Genomic DNA, 20,170 nt, shown 5'->3' on the forward strand with positions numbered 1-20,170 from the left:
CGTCGTTCCTTATATCAATGTGGCGTTATGCCAAAGCTGCCAGTTGCTGTTGTAGATCCTGCTGCAATGCGCGCAGTGCTTGCTTGGCCTCTGCCGATAAATCGCCGACTTCGACATCGTATTTTTTGGCAAGCGCCAGTTCACCACGGCGGCAAGCCTGCACTAAAAACAACTGCAAGCAGATCTGCTCAAGGATGCGTTTGCCTTTGCTTGGGTGGATGGTAAGCAGTTTGATAAAGCGTAATTGCCGCGCCTTATCGCGCTCGACTTCAATTAACGGCAACAAGGTACCGATAAAACTGTCGTAGCCTTCAAAATCAATATCATAGTCCTTAAGGTCAACTTGATATTCAATCTGCTGTGCATATTCGGCAAAGCTGATTTCACCGTTGATAAATTGTTGGCTGACACGATTAAGCAACTGCAGTCGTGCTGCTCGCGTTAACACTTGGGGAACGACTGCCATAATGCGTTCGTCGCTGACGCTATCGCGCATAATCACTAAATCGCGGGCACGAATGCCCTCTTCTCGCTCAGCATCAACACAGGCACGCACCGCGACCAGTTGCTCCCCGTCTAAACGCAACACCGCATAGTGCCAAGTCTCAGGATCATGTTGCGTCTGCTCGGTGACAATAATCGGTAACTGATATTTTTTAGGGCAAAATTCGCTATAGCCGGCAAACAGCACTTCATCTCTGGCAAAATGCGCAGCAAAGGCCTTTTCATCGGTATGCGAGACATGGAGGTTTAGCAACTCCAACACTTGCAGCCACTCGTTGGTGAACGGATAAACAAAATCCTCATGCAGCGTTTGCACATCCGCATAAAAACGTTGATATACCTTAGGTTTTACGTGGCGCAGCGCTTGGTTATACGCGGTTTGCTGGGCCACATCTGCTTGATAATATTGCTCAATCAAGCCCGAATATTGGTCGGCATCATGTTGCTGTGCAGCGCGCACGTTAAAGGCGAACACCCATTCTGGTGCTACATTGATGGTCTGCAACGCGGCATAAAACGCCTGCTCGGCGGAGTCATCCGCAAACTTGTCAAAGAAGCCGCCATATAATTTGGCAAAGCTCACCAAACTCGCTATCGGTGCCAGTTCGAGAGCAATAGCGATTAACCGTGCAGATAACGGCGTGCCACCGGCCAATTCGCGCCAAAAGCAGGTACGCAGCACGATGTGAAAATCTTGCACTGAGCCAAAAATATGGTATTCAGTTTGCCCCGTGTCATCGCCGTGAGATGAACGGCCTAAACACACATCAAGCGCTGCTGCCATTTGCGAGACTTGTGCAAAATCCCCTTCCCCGTTAAGCCAAGCCAAGACGGATTCAGGCACGGTTTTGTCTTGCGCCAAGTGGTAATAGTTGCCCAGTTCAGCAGCAACGTGCGCCGGTAACTTATCATCGACAAAGGCGGCCAGTTTGGCCGTGTACTCATCATCAATGCCCTGCTCGCTATCAAGCGCCAGCAGAATGGCGGCCAATAGTTGATCTTGGTATTCATCCGTCAGCGGCCATTTAGCGGGATTACATACATGGCGCCCTTGACCATGCAAATTGCGAACGTCCTGCAAATTATCGGCATCGACAAACGCGCTATCTTCGAGGCTGTCCAACAACTCATTGATGAGTTGCTGTTGGCTGCTGGTCAACGGTGTATCTGTCGCTATGTTTGCCGCGTTTGCCGTGCTGCTGTTGCTGTGATGGGCTTTGTCCGCAGAGCTGGTGAAATAGGCGTCATATTCACTCTGCAGTAAAAATGCGGTCTCCTCTAATACCAACTGTTGATAAATCAGCTTGGATACCAGTTGCTCATCAAAGAGGTGGAAGAAAATATCCAGCACGCCGAGATAACACCGCTCGCGCGCTTGCGCCTGATCCCGCTTATCAAGGAGTTCTTCAGCAAGCGGCTCTAAAATAAAATACTGCTGCCGGGCGATTTCGTACTGTTCTGATAAATCGCCACGGGAAACATGTTCTTGGATCTGCGCAAAAAACGCCGGAGCATGTTGCTTGGCGTGCAGCACCACCAGCACGCGATCTAAATCCAACAAGCTGTTATCCGCCAGCAACTCGGCGCGTCCCTTGCCCGTTAACACATAGCGCCACAGCGCCTCGCCGTTGGGCAGATGGTAGATAAAGGGTGCTAGGTCAAGTAACGCTTGCTGCGGTGCAAACGGCAGTAATTCCCACGCCAGCGCCTCGGCTGGCGTTTCATTGCCGCTACGCGCTGGCGCGGCGCTTGCGTCCTCGCTCTCCCATTCAGCTACGTCAGCATCATCTGCGACAGGTGCGGCTGCTTTGCGACCAACCAACTTGCCTAAGCCACGTCTGATAATACCGCCCTGCGCCGCTTCAGCCTCGGCTTTCATACGCGCGCGGTGGCGATCAATCCCCGGCCAATTACGGCGATCTTTATAGTCATTAAGCGCCACCGTTTGCTCAGCATGCTGCAGCAGATCATCGAGCTGCATGATGGTCATAATCAGCGTTTCTGCAACGGCGCCAATTGGGTTATGACGGAAAATAGACACCTTAGTCTCTAGCGCTTGCTGCTCGGCCAAATGGGCGGCCAGCTCATCGACGAGGATCAGTGCATCGTCTTTATCCATGTCGATATAAACAAACAGCAAGCGCCCATTAATGATTTGCCAATCTGAGGTATACAACTCAATAGAGAGCGCTTCAGTGAGAAACGTATGAATGTCGGTGGGGGCTAGTTTGCCGCAATCCATCACCACAAAGCAGGGATCGTCATAACTATCCAATTCTTGCAGGGTTTGCTGTACTGGCTGGCTTTGTTGTAACAGGGTAACAAGTTCGCTATAGCGATAAGACATAGTGACAATGACTTCCTTTCAATAATCAACAGCTTGGCGTTTCATACACCAAATGAGCGCGGATAATAACAAATGCGAAACAAGCGTGTCGATCAAAAGTCGGCAGCAAAACGTAAATATTTGAAGTGAATTAATGAGTTAGATATTTCGTGCGCCATGCCGTGTTACTACAGCACGTAGGCGTGACAGCCACATAAAAAAACCAGCCATGAAAGGCTGGTTTTTATATTTACAACAAAAACTTAGTAAAGTTCAAACAACGGCTTGCCATCGGCATCGTACTTCACTTCCAACACACGCGCGTGGCGGTTTGGATCGTACAATGGGTCAGCTTTGATCTCTTCCAGTGGACGGGTGTCAGTTTTTGGCACCACGGCTGGGTCGCCTACTGCGACTTCGTAATCACGGGCGTGGTATATACACAGCGGGGTTACGCCATCTTCTGCCACAGTAAAACTGTTGTGGCCTGGGCCGTAGATCTTTTTGTCATAGTCGGTGCCCAGCACTGGCTGACGCGTTTTGGTCCATGAGTTACGGTCCAGCAGATCTGAATTTTCATCCGCTTCCATATAACCCATGCAGTAGCAGGCGCCGGTAGCACTGGCAGAGAAAGTGATAAAGATTTTGCCATTATGCTTCAGTACCGCTGGGCCTTCGTTTACCCAAAAGTCGACGCGTTCCCAGTCATAGTCTGGCGTGGTTAGCATAAACTGTACGGTTTTCAGTTTGATGGGTGATTCCATCTCTGCCAGATACAAGTTAGATGCGGCAAATTGACCACCGGTTTTTTCTGCCCAGCAGAAATAACGCTTACCTTGGTTTTCAAAAATAGTGGCATCCAACGAGAAGTCGATAAACGATTTGTTATCGCCATCAGCCGCTTGCATCATGCCCAATTCAACCCATTCATCGTTCAATGGATCTTGGCCTTGGCACTCCAATACATAAGGGCGCAGCGCCCAGATGTCGTCTTCTTGGCTGGCAGCAAAGTAGACATACCATTTGCCATCCAAATAATGGATTTCTGGCGCCCATACGTGACGGCTCATTGGGCCTGCATCGTGTTTAAACCACACATCAAAAGTTTGTGCGTCTTTTAAACCTTCAAGCGTTTTTGATCTTCTCAGCTCAATACGGTCATAAGTTGGCACTGAGCCAGTAAAATAATAAAAACCATCGGTATGCTTGTACACAAAAGGGTCGGCACGTTGTTCTACCAACGGGCTGTTTGTTGCTACTGTCATCGGTCAACCTGTTCGCTGATGGGTGAATGGCGCAATTGTATTACTTTTACAACAACACTCAAAGTAGTAGATGCAATTCAATGGCTTGAGATGGCGCAAACTTAACCACTGTGCGAGCCAACTCACAGCTCTACTACCAGCGCAGCATACTACCAAATAACGGCTGCCATTGCTGTTGTCGCTCTAACGCGCGCAGTCTGGCAATACGCGCATCGGTGTTTGGGTGAGTTTTTAACAGCTCTGGCACGGTACCCTGCATACGCGGCAACACCATACGCCGCAACCAGCCCTGCTGCTGCCATTCAATTTTGCCTAACGCCGAGGCCAAGCCCGATGGATCATTGGTTAACGCCACCGCATTGAGGTCGGCATCATATTCGCGGGTACGCGACAGTGCCAACTGCGCTAAAGCGCTGAGTGTGGGGGCTAACAGCAGTAACAAAATCGCCCACCAGTTTAAGGTGGTCATGCCGAGCATGATCAACGGCAAGTTAATCAGCAGCAACAGTTGCCCCAAGGTGGATAAAAACGACGTACCTTGGCTCATCAGTTGCGCTAACTGCATCACACGTAGATCGTTATTACGAATGTGGCTGATTTCATGTGCCAGCACACCGGTGAGTTCACGCCAATCCAGCTGATTTAACGCGCCAGTGGTTATCGCGATGGCAGGCCGTTCAATGCGCCCCACCGCAAACGCGTTAATTAACTGTGTATCCAACAGATAAAGCTGTGGTGTTACTGGCAAGCCCGCCCGTTGGCTCAATAGCGCAACCCGCTGCCACAGCGCAGGTAATTGTTGTGGTAGCAGCGGCTGCGCCCCATGGCCGCGCATTACCGCTTCGGGCGAGATATTATCGCGCCACAGCGACAACGCCACACCACCGGCCAACAGCAACACTATTCCCACCATTCCCGCTAATAGCCAACCAAGCAGCGCCAGAAACCCGGCCATGAGTAGCAACAGCGCGCAAGATTGCAGCCGGTTACGTTGGGCATTTTCTTGCCAACGAGCGACATCGATTCTGCTAGTAACCATTTCCACCTCCCTTGCTTACTCAATGGCTATCGATTAACTGGCCTTGCCCCAATGGCGACGCGGATTGAAATCCGTCGCCGCTTTTAGTGCCTCATAGGCTTGTTTAGCTTGCTGGCTAGTTGCTGGCGGTAACACCACATGCAGCTCAACATAAAAATCCCCCGGCTGTTTGGCAGGCAAGCCTTTACCCACAAGCCGTAAACGACGGCCATTGGCAGAATTTGCTGGAATTTTAAGGTCAATATTGCCGTTAGGCAGCGGCACGCTCACACTGGCACCCAATGCGGCCTCCCACGGTGCCACTGGCAGCGTTAAGTAAACGTCTTTGCCTTCTACGCGATACATAGCATGAGGTTTAAACGCGACTTCCAACAACAAATCGCCCGCTTTACCACTGCCTAGCCCAGCAGCGCCCTGCCCGGCCAAACGGATGTACTGACCAGCGACCACGCCTTTGGGAATACGCACATTGAGGGTTTTGGGCTGGCCTTGACCGTCGTTCAACGTCAAGGTGCGAGTGGCACCGTGATAACTGTCGGCCAGATCAATTTGGATTTTGGCGCGCACATGGTCGCCATGCAGATCAAACGATTCAAAGCCTCGGCGACCGCCACGGTTGCCTCCAAAACCCTGCCCGCCGAAAAACGAGCTAAAAATATCTTCAAACTGGTGCATATCTGGCGCAGCTTGTTCATATTGCTGCCCAGCAAAACCATTGGAATGCGCCTGCCGCGCCGTTTGCCAATCAGCACCATATAGATCATACGCCTGCCGTTTTTTGGGATCGCGCAGCACGTCGTATGCTTCACCCAACTCTTTGAAGCGGGTTTCTGCATCGGCTGCTTTGTTAACATCAGGATGGTATTTACGTGCTAAACGTTTGTAGGCTTTTTTGATCTCTTGCTCGGTTGCGTCGCGAGCAACGCCCATGATTTGGTAATAATCTTTGAACGCCATAATGCTCAATGCCTCGTTGAAACTAACCTCTTATCTCAACTTCAGTCGTCTAGACAGAACGGCTGTAAGCACTATTTATATGGGTATGCTTGACGCAGTTTCAAGTGGCCGAAAGGCCGCATGGGCAGGAGAATTTTAGCGGGGAGACCTCCGCCCTTGGCATCGTAAGGCCACGGTCCCTCACGGCGACATCAAACGTTTATGCGCTCAAATAGCGGCCCAATCAACCAACACAATAAACAGCTGACTGCCCACAAACAGGAAACTGGCATGCCAACGATCAACCGCCAAACGTTCGCGGCAGAATTGGCACAGCAAGGATATTGAGTTCGCGCATCTTGCTGCTTATTGATTATTTTTGAGCGAAATCATTAGCTCATCGAACAGGGTCAGCGGAATATGCGGGGGAAACAGTGCTTGACAAGCAAACAAGAAAATAACATAAATAACAATCTCATATACAAACCAAAACCAGTAGAAACATGGAATATTGAAAAGTCATAGCGTTATTCCAACGGTGCTTTTCAACGGAAGAAAAATGACTCTTCATTTAAATGAGGTTAATAATGAAATTTTCGAGCTTGTTATTTGGTGCTGTTTTTTTATTGTGCTTGGCACTGCTTTATCGTTTTTTCTTTGCTGGTGACGTAGCATCTGAAAATTTTAATACATCAAAAAATGATCCAATTAATGTATTAACCACAAATATTCCTAACCAAGAGATTAAAACAGATTCGTTAAAAACAACGACAACGAGCAAAGTAGCAGCAAATGAGCAATGCCGAGAACTAAATTGCGTGTTCCCTGGGGAAACGGTAGAGTCAATAGCAACGTCGTACCTACGTGGTCATCTCGGACTTAAAATTTCTAGCAAAAAAAATCGGTTTTATTACGAAACAGATAAAGCATATGTTATATCACAAGCTGAACAGGGTGACTGGGACGCTATTGAAATATTACTCAAACGTCTTCATCCGATATCGTTTGAAATGACTCGCGCCATCGCTTCTAGAGATTCAGAATTAGCTCAAGAGTACGCTGAAGAACTCCAAGTGATGCATGAATTTTATATAGAAGATATTGAGCAAAGAATGCGAGCATATCATGAAGTTGCAATGATAGCTGCCGCATACGGGAAAACTTCTGCCTTAATGGATTTAACCTCTTTAGACTGGTCAGGAAAAAAAACGAGCTACGCTACTATGCTTGCATCAATATATGATGGCGATGACCATTATAAGGAATATTATGCTGAGGTCAGCAAGGATCTTTCACAAACAGATATTGAAGCCATAGAGAAAGATGCCAAGTCGCTGCTTTTAGACGTGGAAAATGAAAGGGCCAGACTGGGTGTTTCATCCGAAGAAGTGAGAACAGCTAGCTACGCTTTGATCTATGCAAAAAATCATAAACAGTGTACCAGTGAAGATAGCGAGCAATCTTTAGAGTGTCTGCTGGATTGATCCACTTAGTGTATTTGATGCTCATGGTAAGCGCATGAATGTTCAACTATTCATCAGATAGATTATTAGCCAGCCTGATGAGTTTTCGAACAACACCATGCGTATGATTTGGACGCAATAAAGCGCTTTGGATGTCAACCCAAAGCGCTTTTTCTATGTTTCAACCGCCAGTGTAACCCGCTAAGCCCATGAACGATTTACACGAACCGTGCTTAGGGCTTAGGGCTTAGGGTTGCACCTCTACATACAGCGGGTTGGAGTAGAACCACAAATCGGCGTAGTTGCGCTCATTTAACAGCTCAAAATAGTTTGCATCTGTGCCATCCACATCGGCCGAACGTTGCGGCTCACCGTTTGCTGTAACGCCAGTAACGTTGTACGCCAAGTTAGTACCGCGTAGGCGGAAATACTGATGTTTGGCCGCAGTGAAGGTGTAGCTCATGCTGGCATAACCTTCGCTATCAACCGTCCAATCATCGGCACTAAATGAGCGCACTACATGGGCTGATGCGTTGGTTTGGTTGCTGTATTCACTCGACCCTGGCTGCGCCAAAGTGCCCACGTCGCCCACAATCAAATCCACATGGTCTACGCCGGGATTGGCGGCATCGTAGATTTCATTATTGACGACCGCTTCGCGGTTATTGGTATCAGGTGATTTGAAGCGGATAGTAATGGTGACTTGCTCACCCGCTTTAGTGGTTAAGGTTTGCCCCATCGTAATCGCGTTATCGCTGTTGCCTGCCGCGGTAAAATCAAGCACATCAATCAAATCACCATAAGTGCCCCACATGTTGCCGGTATGCATGGCATCCAGCAGTTTTTGGGCAGAGATAGGTTTGTCTTGCTCGGTCACACCCTCAACCCAAGTAAAGGTTTTGGCGTATTCACCCGGATAATAACCACTGGCATTACTATCACGTGTTTTAAAGTGGTGATCCGAGTTGGCTACGTTCCAAATTTTACGGCCTTCACCGAGCAATGCATCCCACCAGCCGCCGACTTGTGCAACCGCTGGGTCAACACCGCCATACACGCCATCAAAGCTGCTGCCAGCATAATCGCCACGATGACCGTTAAATTGGTTACCGACCATTCCCTCAATCAAGAAAAACACATCGGGTGCAGCGTTATTTAGATCGCGAATATCTTCGATGGTGTAACTGCTGCCATAACGGCGCGGGTGATTCAGCATGCCAAAGCTTGAATGAGGAAAATTCTGCTCCAGCCACGCCAGCGCTGCCACACCATCTTGGTGAGTCTGATTCTGACGCAGCACGCCCGCCGTTTCCCAGCGGCTCACGTCTGCGGCATCGAAATCCGACAGCTCATTTTTGTTGCTAAAGCGATACTCAAACTCTTTCACCGCCGCCAAGCCTTGCGCTTGAGTGGCCTCGTCCCACACTATGCCGATGCCGTAATGTTCGTGGGTCGGCATATCCCATTCGAAACTGGAGAAAATCAGCTTGTTCGCGTATTGCTCTGCACGCAGCGCCGCCACCGCTGGCAACTCATAACGGGTCAGCGCTTCGTTATACAGCAGGCCACCAACATCGTTATCGTCGTTGTCCTGGCTGTTATTGCGCATATGGTTTGAAATGCTGACATAGTCCAAGCCAAATGAATTAAATGCCTTGTCCAACACGTCAGAAAGCGGCGAACGCGCATCTTGCGACACCGCCGTATGCACGTGAATATCACCTTTCAACCAAACGCCCGACGACGCATTAGTCTGCTCGTCATCTTGCTTATTATCGGAGTTACAACCAACTAACAGCGAACCAACAATCGCCAGCGCCACCAGCGATACACCTGTTTTAAATTTCATAGATATCCATAACAACGGTAATTGACCGCCGCCATGCTAATCTTTAAAAATTTCAGTAGTTTTAAACATTTATAACAGCTAGATGAACAGTGCTCTGACTAGATCAGCAATGCAGCAGCAAGATATCTGCTCGTGGCACGGCATCACGATGACTTGTTTGCAGAAGAAAAAACTCATAGAGGATTACTCATAAACTCGACGCCGCGTTCATCGAAAAACACACCGAACGCCAATCGGCGGCGATCCTCGACTAAGCCCGACATTTGCGCTAAATGTTATTCAGCCTTAAACAAAAAGCCCTCTCGCTATTATTGCTAGAGGGCTTCAGCAATTCCATTTTCAATCATGTGCACGATAGCTTTGTATGGCTAATCAGCTAACGTCGCGAATTGTTCTATATAAAAACGCGACAATTTATTGTTGCGTTACAACGCTCACAAAATGATGATAAGCCGCTACCGCCTTGGCATCTGCTAACATTTCACCATGATCAGCGTGTTCCGCCAGCACAAATTGCTTATCGGTGGACTGACTGTCTTCATATAACGCTTTGGCAAGCTGAGGCGGAACCATTTCATCCTCACCGCCAGCGATAATTAGTAGCGGGCCGTGATAATAGTTTTTTACCACGTCAGTATTATCTAATGCGCCGATATCCGGTGAAACCTTGACAGTCACAAACGGCCAGAACGCATACCACGGCAAACGAGCATCCACCCAATCGGTCGCATTTGTGGCTACGCCCTGTAAGATCAGTCCATCAATGCTCATGTCTTTAATGGCTTGGGTTGCGACAAAAGAACCGAGCGAGTATCCATGAACTAACAGATGTTTTGGGTGAATCTCTTGTTTTACGTAAACAATTTGCTGTTTGGCATCAGCCAACAAACTAGCGACATCGGCCTTGCCATCACTGGCACCTAAACCTCGCCGATCAAAGATCACCATATCTTGCTGATATTCCGCCAATGACAACATGGCATCAATACCGCCTTGCGCCAGTTTCATGCCATTGCCCGCAATGTAATAGATCAGATCATCTGATGTTTTATTATCGAAATACAGACCAACTAACGTTGCCTGCCCATCACTACTGGCTAAGGTTAGTTTTTTGATTTGATAATTGGGGAATTGTGTTTGCCACTCAGCAATCATGGCATCACTTACTGCAATGGGGGTTTCATCTTGCGCGATAATGTTATCGGTCACTGCAGCGGTACAACCAGAAAGAACCACTAACGAAATGCCGATAAGGCCTAACTTCTTAAACATATGACATCCTTGTTTATACGATTTGTTATTTTAAGCCATAAGCTTTAGTGACTAATTAGCAAACTCAATAACTCGCTATCAATCATTTACTTGTAAGCAAGCATGTAGACCACGGAACAGATAACATGTTCATTAAGAAGCAGGTTTTTCTAAACACGCTGCACTTACCGAGTGAACTCCAACCCGATGTAATTAAAACCTGCATAGAACCGGCGACGGCAAGTTACTGGCACTTCGCACAGAGCAACTTATTGTGGTTATTCACCTGCTGTAGGGACAAGAAGCAAGCGCCTAGTACACAGCTATTTAGTGACATTTAAGCTCGAGGCTAGCCACTGCCCCGTATGTACTGGGAATTTAGGTGAATCATCACTTATGATACCGAGCTGAAATCAGTGATGACCCGCTACTAAGCGACATTAAGGCTGAATGTCATTCAGCCTTAAACAAAAAGCCCTATTACCTTTGGTAGAGGGCTTTTTGGCAACCACACATCAAGTTTATGTTACATTAAAGCCTGTCAAATATTGAACCAATGCTAGGTGTAAACAGTTTGTGATACAGCTTTGTTGCGTAGTTATCAGTCATCCCTGCAATATAGTCGCATAAAACCCTTTCTTTATTTTCAGCAATTTCATACTGATGAAGAGTACTAGACGGCAGTAGTCTATTAGGGTTTTCTTTGAGTACTTCAAACAGTTTAAGCACAATCTGTTGCCCTTTGTATTCTAAAACTTGAACCTCTGGAGTTTTAATCACTCTTTTCATTACAAATTTTTTTAAAATTTTTAGAATTGCTTTGCTGTCACCAGGCAATATCGCCTGATACCTGAGCAATGGGGTTTCAAAATCAGTATTTTCGGCTATCGAAACTGACGATATGAAATGACCAATTAATTTGCTTATTGCATGTTTTCTTTTTTTATTTGAATCTGAAAATAGATTTTTAGTGTAAAAATCAATATCTTTAACTATGTCATTAGATGAGTATTCCATTATTTTTTCTACAACATCACAGCGCCACATATTTTCGTTTATTAGTCTGAGTGCTATACCATCTTCAAAATCATGCACACCATATGAGATGTCATCTGCTAATTCCATGATGCTTGTATCAAATGATTTAAACTTTGTTTCCGCATGTAAATTCTCACCATAACTCAGTGATTTGAATAACTCTTTATCACTCCTTGGTATTTCATGAAGTATCCAATCCAACTCGTCTACCTCATCATCTAGTATGCATTTTGGTGGATGCCAATTATCGAGATTAATTGACGATATGGGTGTACTTATTGGTTTGTAATTTTGTGATTGACTATATGGTACAGGATATTTAATCAAACCAAGTAATGTTCTTCGAGTAAGATCCATTCCGTGTTCAGGAGAATACTCAGATAGTTTAGTAACAATTCGAAGCGTTTGACCATTACCCTCAAAACCACCATATTTAAGCATTGAAAAATTTAAAGCAACCTCACCACCATGACCAAAAGGTGGGTGACCTAAATCATGTGAAAGACCAATCGCCTCTATCAAACTAAGTGAGGGTAACCACAAGGTATAGTCTTGATTCCCACTATATTTCTCACTTAAATATTCACTAATACCTGAACCAATTTGCGCGACTTCTAATGAATGAGTTAAACGAGTTCGATAAAAATCATTTTCACCAATACCTAAAATTTGAGTTTTAGATTGTAATCGTCGAAAAGCTGATGAATGAATTACTCTTGCTCTATCTCTTTGAAACTGTGAATCAGCCGTATCTGAATTAAATCTTTTCCGAGGATATTTTTCATCACTATTTCTTTTTCTTTCTGTCCAATAATCCATATATCCTCCTTTAATATAAAATTATATTAAACGACATAGTGCCGTAATTTCACGCCGTATAATGCTGTCACCCTTACCAAATACGGTTCAATTTATTCCGATATATCACTGAACACAATAGAAAATCAGAAAATTTTGCTGCATATCTAACAACAAACAGTTAAACGTTTCTAAAGTTACAAACAACTCATAGCTGGCAGGATAACACCGAGAATACCCAGCACAGACAGGCTTGTGGCCGTCGCCAGCATGGATGCTGGCGTCGAGCTTACATGGACGTATTCACAGCGTGCCACAAGCATGTCTGTGCATTGCCCACCGCAGGTGATTAAGCACTCCACACTAAACAAACCACGCCGTAGCCAATTGGCAATAAACAAATCCACCAGCAACACCAACGAACCTAATCTGAAATTGCCAAATTTCAGGCATAAAAAAACACTCGCCGAAGCGAGTGTTTTTAAAACCAAAAGCGTAATGAACTAACGCAAATTAGTTCACGCTCTTTTCTCTAAGGCTTAGTTAACCAAGCCACGACGTTTCAACAGTGCATCAACCGTTGGTTTCTGACCACGGAAGTTGATGTAATCTTGCATCAAATCGTGGCTGTTACCTTGTGACAATACCGCTTTACGGTATTTGTCGCCGTTTTCGCCTTTCAGACCGCCCATTTCCATCATGTGTGCAAATGAGTCAGCGGCGAATACTTCGGTCCACAGGTACGCGTAGTAACCGGCGTTATAACCGCCTGAGAAGGCGTGGCTGAAGTAGGTTGAGCGGTAGCGTGGCATGATTGGCGCATAGTCCAAACCATGTTTTGCTAGGGCTTTGGCTTCAAACGCTTGGGCATCTTTGATTTCGGTGCCTGGTTTGATTGAGTGCCATTCCATATCCAGCAGTGCTGCGCCCAAGTATTCAACGGTGTTGTAACCTTGGTTGAAGCTAGCTGCCGCTTGGATTTTTTTCAGCAGTTCAGCTGGAATCGCTTCGCCCGTTTTGTAGTGTTTGGCGTAGTTTGCCAGCACGGCTGGGTCCAATGCCCAATCTTCGTTAGCTTGTGATGGGAACTCTACGAAGTCACGTGCAGTAGAAGTACCTGCCAAGCTTGGGTATTTAACTTGTGAGAACAGGCCGTGAATACCGTGACCAAATTCGTGGAACATGGTGACCACTTCGTCAAAGGTCAGCAGGGTTGGTTGACCCGCCGCTGGTTTTGGAATGTTCAGCGCGTTGTAAACCACTGGTTTTTGATCTTTGAGGAAGTTCTGCGTCACGATCTCATCCATCCATGCGCCACCGTTTTTGCCGGTACGGGCATAGGGATCAAGATAGAACAAGCCGATGGTGCTGCCGTCTTTGTCGTGTACTTCCCACGCTTTGACGTTTTCTTCCCATACTGGCAGATCTGGACGTGGCTTGAAGCTGATGCCATACAGTTTGTTCATGGCGAAGAACAGGCCGTCGTTCAGTACGGTGTTAAATTCAAAGTACGGTTTGATTTGGCTTTCGTCCAAGTCGTACTTAGCTTTGCGTACTTTCTCGGCGTAGAAGTTCCAATCCCAAGGTTGCAGTTCAAAATCGCCGCCTTCAGCTTTGATTTCGGCTTGAATATCTGCGGCTTCTACTTTGGCTTTAGCCACGGCTTTGGGCGCTAAGTCGTCCAAAATGCCAAATACCGCTTCTGGGTTACCGGCCATTTGGTCAGCCAGTTTGTAGTCTGCCCAAGTGGCATAACCCAGCAATTTGGCTTTGTCGGCACGCAGTTCAGCTTCTTTGATCACGATTGGACCGTTGGTGTCTTTGGCGCGATTGGCTGAGGTTTCCCAGATTTTTTTACGCAGTTCGCGGTTTTCTAGGCTCATCAGGATCGGTTGGCGAGTGGTGTTCACCAAGGTGATCAAATAACCTTCTTTACCCGCAGCTTTGGCGGCATCAGCCAGTGCGGCGATTTCATCATCGCTCAGGCCAGCCAGCTCAGCTTTGTCAGTCACCAGAATGGTGTCATCTTTGAATGATTTCAGGATGTTCTGACCAAAATCAGTCGACAGTTTAGACAGTTCGCCGTTCAGCTCGCGCAGTTTGGCTTTGTCAGCGTCTGACAGTTGCGCACCGGCGCGAACAAAATCTTCGTAATACTTAGTGACCAGACGTTGTTCAACTTCGCCCAAGCTATCTTTGGCATCGTAAACCGCTTTAACGCGCGCAAACAGTTTTGGATCCATGTAGATGTTGTCTGAGTGTTCAGTCAGACGCGGCATGATGTCGCCTTCGATTTTCTGCACTTCGTCGTTTGACAGCAAGCCAGAGTATTGGAAGAAGGCGCGCAGGGTGCGATCCAAAATTTGGCCGCTTTGTTCCATTGCCACAACGGTGTTGTCGAAGCTGGCCGCTTCGCTGTTGTTGATAATGCTTTGGATCTGTTCGTTATGCTGTTTCAGACCCGCTTCGAATGCTGGTACAAAGTCGCTAATTTTGATTTTGTCGTATTGTGGCGCTTCGTAATCCAGTGGGCTTTTGCTCAGCAGTACATTTTCTGCAGTAGCTGCGGCCGGTGCTTGAGTTTGCGCGGCAGGCGCTTTGGTTTCAGCTACAGGGGCTTTTGATTCACCACAGGCGCTCAGCACCAGTGTTGCGCCAATTGCTGTAGCAATAATAGTTTTACGCATCTTGACTCCATTTATTATGGTAGGTTACCGCTTCGTTATAAGCTCCAGTGCCGTCACTGCAGTTGGCGGTAATCCAAGGTTAGACCGCTGCAAACCATAGCAATTTTCACGGCGAAGAAACAACTTAGAGTTGTAAGAATTTCTGCCTTAATGCCAATAAAATGGCGATTCGTACAAATTGCCAACGTTTGCTTAGCAAGCGCATACGCCAATTGCTGCAATTAGCGACAACACGGGCGTTTTGTTACAACTCCAACGGCATTTTTAATTCACACTTGCCGCCGCACACGGCAAACTATGCGCACCAAAAGATTCAACCAAGAAAACTGTTTAATGGCCCTTAATAAACCCTTTATGCTCTCGGCGCTGACACTGCTGGTTGGTAGCAGTGTGGTATTTAATGCCGCTGCGGCCGCCACCGAAGTGAAACTGCGTGTGCTAGAAACCTCAGATTTGCACACCAATATCATGGATTACAACTATTACGCCGACACGGTAGATCCCACCATTGGTTTGGCGCGTACCGCCAGCTTAGTTAAAGCCGCACGCGCCAGCGCCACAAACAGTGTGTTAGTTGATAACGGTGATTTACTGCAAGGCAGCCCGATGGGCGACTACGTGGCGCACCATGGCATTGATAAGGGTGACATTCATCCGGTGTACAAGGCGATGAACCAACTGGGTTACGCCGTGGGCAACATTGGTAACCACGAATTTAACTACGGTTTGGAGTTTCTGCAGCAGTCACTGGCGGGCGCCAAATTCCCCTATATCAATGCCAACGTGTATTGCGATGCCGATGAATGTTGGGACGGCAAAAAGCGCGGCGACCATCTATTTACGCCGTACCTGATCAAACCCACCAAAGTGGTTGATGAAGCGGGCCAAGAGCACACGCTGAACATTGGTTATATCGGATTTGTGCCGCCGCAAATCATGCTGTGGGATAAACAAAACCTGCGCGATAAAGTGCGTGCCGATAGCATTCTGACCACTGCACAAAAGCTGGTGCCAGAGATGAAAGCCAAAGGCGCTGACATCATTATTGCAGTGCCACATTCAGGCATTGGTTCGAGTGAGAACCCAGGCGATCCCAACGCGGAGAATGCCGTGTATGCGCTGACCCGTGTTGACGGTATCAATGCGATTTTGTTCGGTCACAGCCACTCTATCTTCCCTGATCCACGCTACAAAGATCTGCCGAACACCGATATTGCCAAAGGGCTGATGAACGGCATTCCAGCCGTGATGCCGGGCCGTTGGGGCGATAACATGGGGCAAGTGGATTTCACCTTAGCGTTGGAAGACGGCAAATGGCGTGTGGTGGATGCCATCGCTAAATCGGTACCGATTTATGATGGTGCCGCGCACCAATCATTGGTAGCGGCAGATGAGCAGGTGCATCAAGCGGTAGCTAAAGAACACCAAGGCACTATCGACTTTATGTCGCGCCCAATTGGTCGCGCGTCTGGCGATATGTATAGCTTTTTGTCGCAAGTACAAGATGACCCAACAGTGCAGATTGTGGCTGATGCGCAGCACATCAAAGTGGCGCAAATGCTGCCGATGGAGTTGAGCAATCTGCCAGTATTATCGGCGGCAGCACCATTTAAAGCCGGTGCTCGTCAAACATCGGCCAGCGATGCCAACCAATATATTGAAGTAAGTAAAGGGCTACTGACCTTTAAAAATGCGGCGGATTTGTATCTGTTCCCAAATACTTTGGTGGCGGTAAAAGTGACTGGGGCGGAACTGAAAGATTGGCTGGAATGTTCAGCGAACCAGTTTAACCAGATCGACCCGAACAGCGGTGCGCCACAACCACTGATCAACTTCAATCACCCCACCTATAACTTTGACGTGATTGATGGCGTGAGTTATCGCATCGACATTACCCAACCAAGCAAGTTTGATGATAACTGTCAGGTGGTTAACCCGAACGCTTCTCGTATCACCAAACTGAGTTATCAATCAGGTGACGGCCATATGTTTACCGGCAAGGCGCTGGATGCGATGGAGTTTATCGTGGCGACCAACAACTATCGCGCCTTTGGCGGCAAGTTTGCTGGCACCGGTGCCGACCACGTGGTGATGGAACTGCCAGATACCAACCGTAAAGCCTTGGTGGATTACATCAGCATGATGTCACAAGCCGATGGTCACGGTGGTTTTAAAGCGACCGTGCGCCCAGAAGCTGACTACAACTGGGACTTTGTTGATATCCACAGCGCCACACCGTTGGATATTCGCTTTTCTACCCAAGATAGCGCCAAAGCGGAAAGCTTTATTAAGGCGAACCATCGCCGACCGATGACCAAAATTGGCGTAAAAGATAACGGATTTGCGGAATACCGTATCGACCTCAGCGGCAAATAAACGCTAGCTGCATGGTAAAAACGCCCCCGTCATCGACTGGGGCGTTTTTATATTGTAAGTAAACTCCACTACCTTTGACGCAGCGCCCTTTCATAGCGTCGCCCCTAGATGCACTGATAATAATGAGCGGCTCGCCGACACAGATCATTATTGCTGCTCTGACACTGTCACATGTGACGCCTCGCTAACTATTGCGATGAAACATTGACCGGTGCATTTTTAGTCGAATAGGTAAATCAACTATTTAGATCCGTTTCCGCCAAACATGAACCACTGATACTCACCGACCAATAAGGACCAACGCCATGGACCAGTTTGAATACCAGATCAAACTCATTAACGGATTATTTAAACTGCGCTCAACGAAAACGGCTGAGATGCAGAGCGTATGCACTGAGATGGGAAAAGATGGCTGGGAATTAGTCACTGTCACCTACGACTGGCTAACGGTTTCATATCACCTTTATTTCAAACGTAAGCTTATTGGCCAATCATGACGTACGAAATCAACACAGTGCCATTCATTCAGGTGAGCGATTTTATGGCTATCATCTGCGCTAACGCGTTAAAAAACAGCATTATCCAGTAAAAAGCTCCTCTATGGCGCCTTTGGGATATTGCCAATTGGCTTCACGCCAAGGGCAAAATATCAGGTAGCATGCTCGCATCCGCTAAAACAAAAAGTCTGATTAATGCCGCCTTAGAAAATCGACTTTACCAGCAGGAGTTCTTTAGCGCTGAGGTACAGAATGTTCAAACAAAAATCCGAGTGTTTATGGCACTCGGATTTTTTATCGCGGTTCTACTGCTCGCTGAGTAACCTAGTTAGATACTCACCTGCACGCGTTTAGCAAAATCTTGCTCAGCAAAAGCGAGTAATTCAGCAGCAGAAGTGATCGGCGCACTGGCGCGTAACAGCTTAAGACGACCGGGTTCGGAGAAGTGGGTAAAATGCACCTCTTCATCATCTTTCATCACTACATAATCACACTGATCGTTAGCGGCACACCAGATAACCCGCTCGGCGGTGGTATGTTCGCGCATGGATTGCTCAACGGTAAATTTGGCTGTCATGTTCGCCCTCTTAATCGTTACGGCTAATACCGCCATTGTAGAAAGCTTGCTGGTCTTGCGTGAGCCGCGCTTAGTTACAAAAGGTGCGAGATCGCATTTTTACCGCATGACAGACAGCAGTACTTATACGATAAAGCTGCGAATACGCGCGGCGATGGTTTGTAACTCGCTGGCATCCGCCGGTTCACTGGCATGAGCTTTCAACGCTTTGAGCGGCCCCGGCACCAGATGAAAATGCAGATGTGGCACGGTTTGTCCGGCATAACTGCCGTTATGTTGAAACACGCTGCTGCCATCAACCCCCATCGCTTGTTCTAACGCTTTCCCCACTTTTTTAATGGTGGCTAACACCCCGCTGGCCGCATCATCGGGCAGTTGATATAAGGTCACCGCGGGTACTTTAGGAAGCACCAACAGGTGCCCCGGCATTTGCGGCATGATGTCCATAAACGCCAGCGTGTGCTCATCTTCATACACCTTAATGGCGGGCAGTTCGCCACGAATAATGCGCGCGAAAATATTGTTAGTGTCGTAATTTAAATCCATGATGTGATGCTCTATTTTTTGGTTGCCATAGTGTTGCAGAACACAAATGAATTGAACAGCATTGGCGAGAACATCTTAATTCGACGCGCAAAAGCAGTTAAGCTATGCGCCATTAGCAGCAGCCCGTGATTTGAGGACGACATCATGGCGACCATTCGTCAACTTACGCATACCAATGGCTTAGAATATCTGCAGATTGTTTCCGCCCGCAGTGAAGCGCGGATCTTTTTGCAAGGCGCGCAAGTGGAGTATTTTGCGCCTAGCGGCAAAGCGCCGTTATTGTGGGTTTCAAGTGCCGATGAATATCAGCCGGGAACTGGCGGTATTCGTGGTGGCATTCCGGTGTGTTGGCCGTGGTTTGGTAACCATGAAAATAGCGATTGGCCGGCGCACGGTTTTGCTCGCAACAAAACGTGGGATTGGATTGGCACACAGGTGGAAGACGAAGTGGTCAGTTTGCGCTTCACTTTGGCACCTGAAAAATATGAGCGCCAATATTGGCCGCACGATACTCGGGTTGAGCTGGAAGTGATTCTGTCAGACACGCTGACGCTCAAACTGACCAACATCAACCTTGGCAATAAAGCGGTCACGCTCACCCAAGCGCTGCACAGTTATTTCCCGATTGGCGATATCCATCAATTGCAGGCCAGTGGTTTTGCAGGCGCAAAATATATTGAGTTCGGTGCCGGGCCGTATGCGCAAGATGGCGACCGCGTCAGCTTTGAGAAAGAGACTGATCGGGTCTATACCCAACTGGGGCCAGTGCAACAGTTGCACAGCGTCAATGGCACCATCGAAGTCAGCCGTAGTAACAGCCAATCGGCAGTATTGTGGAATCCGTGGATTGATAAAGCCAAGCGGCTATCACGCTTTAATGATGACGATTACCTGCAGATGGTCTGCCTTGAAGCGGCCAACGTGTTGGAGGATGCCGTGACATTGGCGCCGGGTCAAAGCCATACATTATCCACTAGCATTCGCTGGTTGGATTAATCTTCCCCCACCGCAACAAGGA

14 protein-coding genes are annotated in these 20,170 nt (G+C 47.6%); 4 read left to right on the forward strand and 10 right to left on the reverse strand.

The features are described 5' to 3' along the window. Window positions 1-25: 25 nt before the first annotated feature. From L9G74_RS09160 to L9G74_RS09175, 4 genes are all read right to left on the reverse strand, one after another. Window positions 26-2,851 (reverse strand): hypothetical protein, encoded by a 2,826-nt coding sequence (locus tag L9G74_RS09160; RefSeq protein WP_238896010.1) that lies wholly within the window; start codon window positions 2,849-2,851, stop codon window positions 26-28. 242 nt (window positions 2,852-3,093) lie between these two features. Further along, a complete protein-coding gene (locus L9G74_RS09165) occupies window positions 3,094-4,095 on the reverse strand; it encodes a family 43 glycosylhydrolase (protein ID WP_238896011.1) in 1,002 nt (333 codons plus the stop codon). 133 nt (window positions 4,096-4,228) lie between these two features. Beyond that, complete coding sequence (locus tag L9G74_RS09170) at window positions 4,229-5,134, reverse strand: zinc metalloprotease HtpX (RefSeq protein WP_238896012.1); 906 nt, start codon at window positions 5,132-5,134, stop codon at window positions 4,229-4,231. Between the two features lie 33 nt (window positions 5,135-5,167). Further along, entirely contained in the window at window positions 5,168-6,091 is a 924-nt protein-coding gene (locus L9G74_RS09175) for a DnaJ C-terminal domain-containing protein (protein ID WP_238896013.1), read from the reverse strand. Window positions 6,092-6,657: 566 nt separating this feature from the next. Between L9G74_RS09175 and L9G74_RS09180 the strand changes: the two genes are divergently transcribed. Next, window positions 6,658-7,554: a hypothetical protein gene (locus L9G74_RS09180; RefSeq protein WP_238896014.1), complete on the forward strand. Its 897-nt coding sequence runs from the start codon at window positions 6,658-6,660 to the stop codon at window positions 7,552-7,554. 226 nt (window positions 7,555-7,780) lie between these two features. Here L9G74_RS09180 and L9G74_RS09185 read toward each other — a convergent pair whose 3' ends face one another. The 4 genes from L9G74_RS09185 to L9G74_RS09200 form a co-directional block, all read right to left on the reverse strand. Next, window positions 7,781-9,382 (reverse strand): hypothetical protein, encoded by a 1,602-nt coding sequence (locus tag L9G74_RS09185; RefSeq protein ID WP_238896015.1) that lies wholly within the window; start codon window positions 9,380-9,382, stop codon window positions 7,781-7,783. 414 nt (window positions 9,383-9,796) lie between these two features. Further along, window positions 9,797-10,654 carry an alpha/beta hydrolase gene (locus tag L9G74_RS09190; protein WP_238896016.1) on the reverse strand — a complete coding sequence of 286 codons (858 nt, stop codon included), beginning with the start codon at window positions 10,652-10,654 and terminating at the stop codon, window positions 9,797-9,799. Between the two features lie 510 nt (window positions 10,655-11,164). Further along, window positions 11,165-12,490 carry an anti-phage deoxyguanosine triphosphatase gene (locus L9G74_RS09195; RefSeq protein ID WP_238896017.1) on the reverse strand — a complete coding sequence of 442 codons (1,326 nt, stop codon included), beginning with the start codon at window positions 12,488-12,490 and terminating at the stop codon, window positions 11,165-11,167. A gap of 518 nt (window positions 12,491-13,008) precedes the next feature. After that, window positions 13,009-15,156: a M3 family metallopeptidase gene (locus L9G74_RS09200; RefSeq protein WP_238896018.1), complete on the reverse strand. Its 2,148-nt coding sequence runs from the start codon at window positions 15,154-15,156 to the stop codon at window positions 13,009-13,011. A gap of 333 nt (window positions 15,157-15,489) precedes the next feature. Here L9G74_RS09200 and L9G74_RS09205 point away from each other — a divergent pair, with 333 nt between their 5' ends. After that, window positions 15,490-17,532, forward strand: coding sequence for a bifunctional 2',3'-cyclic-nucleotide 2'-phosphodiesterase/3'-nucleotidase (locus L9G74_RS09205; protein ID WP_238896019.1), 2,043 nt, complete (start codon window positions 15,490-15,492; stop codon window positions 17,530-17,532). A 305-nt stretch (window positions 17,533-17,837) separates the two neighbouring features. Then, window positions 17,838-18,029, forward strand: a complete 192-nt coding sequence (locus L9G74_RS09210; RefSeq protein ID WP_238896020.1) for a DUF4177 domain-containing protein — start codon at window positions 17,838-17,840, stop codon at window positions 18,027-18,029. A gap of 328 nt (window positions 18,030-18,357) precedes the next feature. Here the strand turns inward: L9G74_RS09210 and L9G74_RS09215 are convergent, their stop codons facing one another. Together L9G74_RS09215 and L9G74_RS09220 are read right to left on the reverse strand one after the other, a co-directional pair. Then, complete coding sequence (locus L9G74_RS09215) at window positions 18,358-18,606, reverse strand: hypothetical protein (protein WP_238896021.1); 249 nt, start codon at window positions 18,604-18,606, stop codon at window positions 18,358-18,360. A 123-nt stretch (window positions 18,607-18,729) separates the two neighbouring features. After that, window positions 18,730-19,152, reverse strand: coding sequence for an HIT family protein (locus L9G74_RS09220; protein ID WP_238896022.1), 423 nt, complete (start codon window positions 19,150-19,152; stop codon window positions 18,730-18,732). A gap of 144 nt (window positions 19,153-19,296) precedes the next feature. Between L9G74_RS09220 and L9G74_RS09225 the strand changes: the two genes are divergently transcribed. After that, the gene (locus L9G74_RS09225; protein WP_238896023.1) at window positions 19,297-20,148 is read left to right on the forward strand and encodes a D-hexose-6-phosphate mutarotase; all 852 of its coding nucleotides are present in this window, start codon (window positions 19,297-19,299) and stop codon (window positions 20,146-20,148) included. The last annotated feature ends 22 nt before the right edge of the window (window positions 20,149-20,170 follow it).

The sequence above is a fragment of the Shewanella electrica genome (genome assembly GCF_022321485.1).
GTDB classification, from domain to species: domain Bacteria; phylum Pseudomonadota; class Gammaproteobacteria; order Enterobacterales; family Shewanellaceae; genus Shewanella; species Shewanella electrica.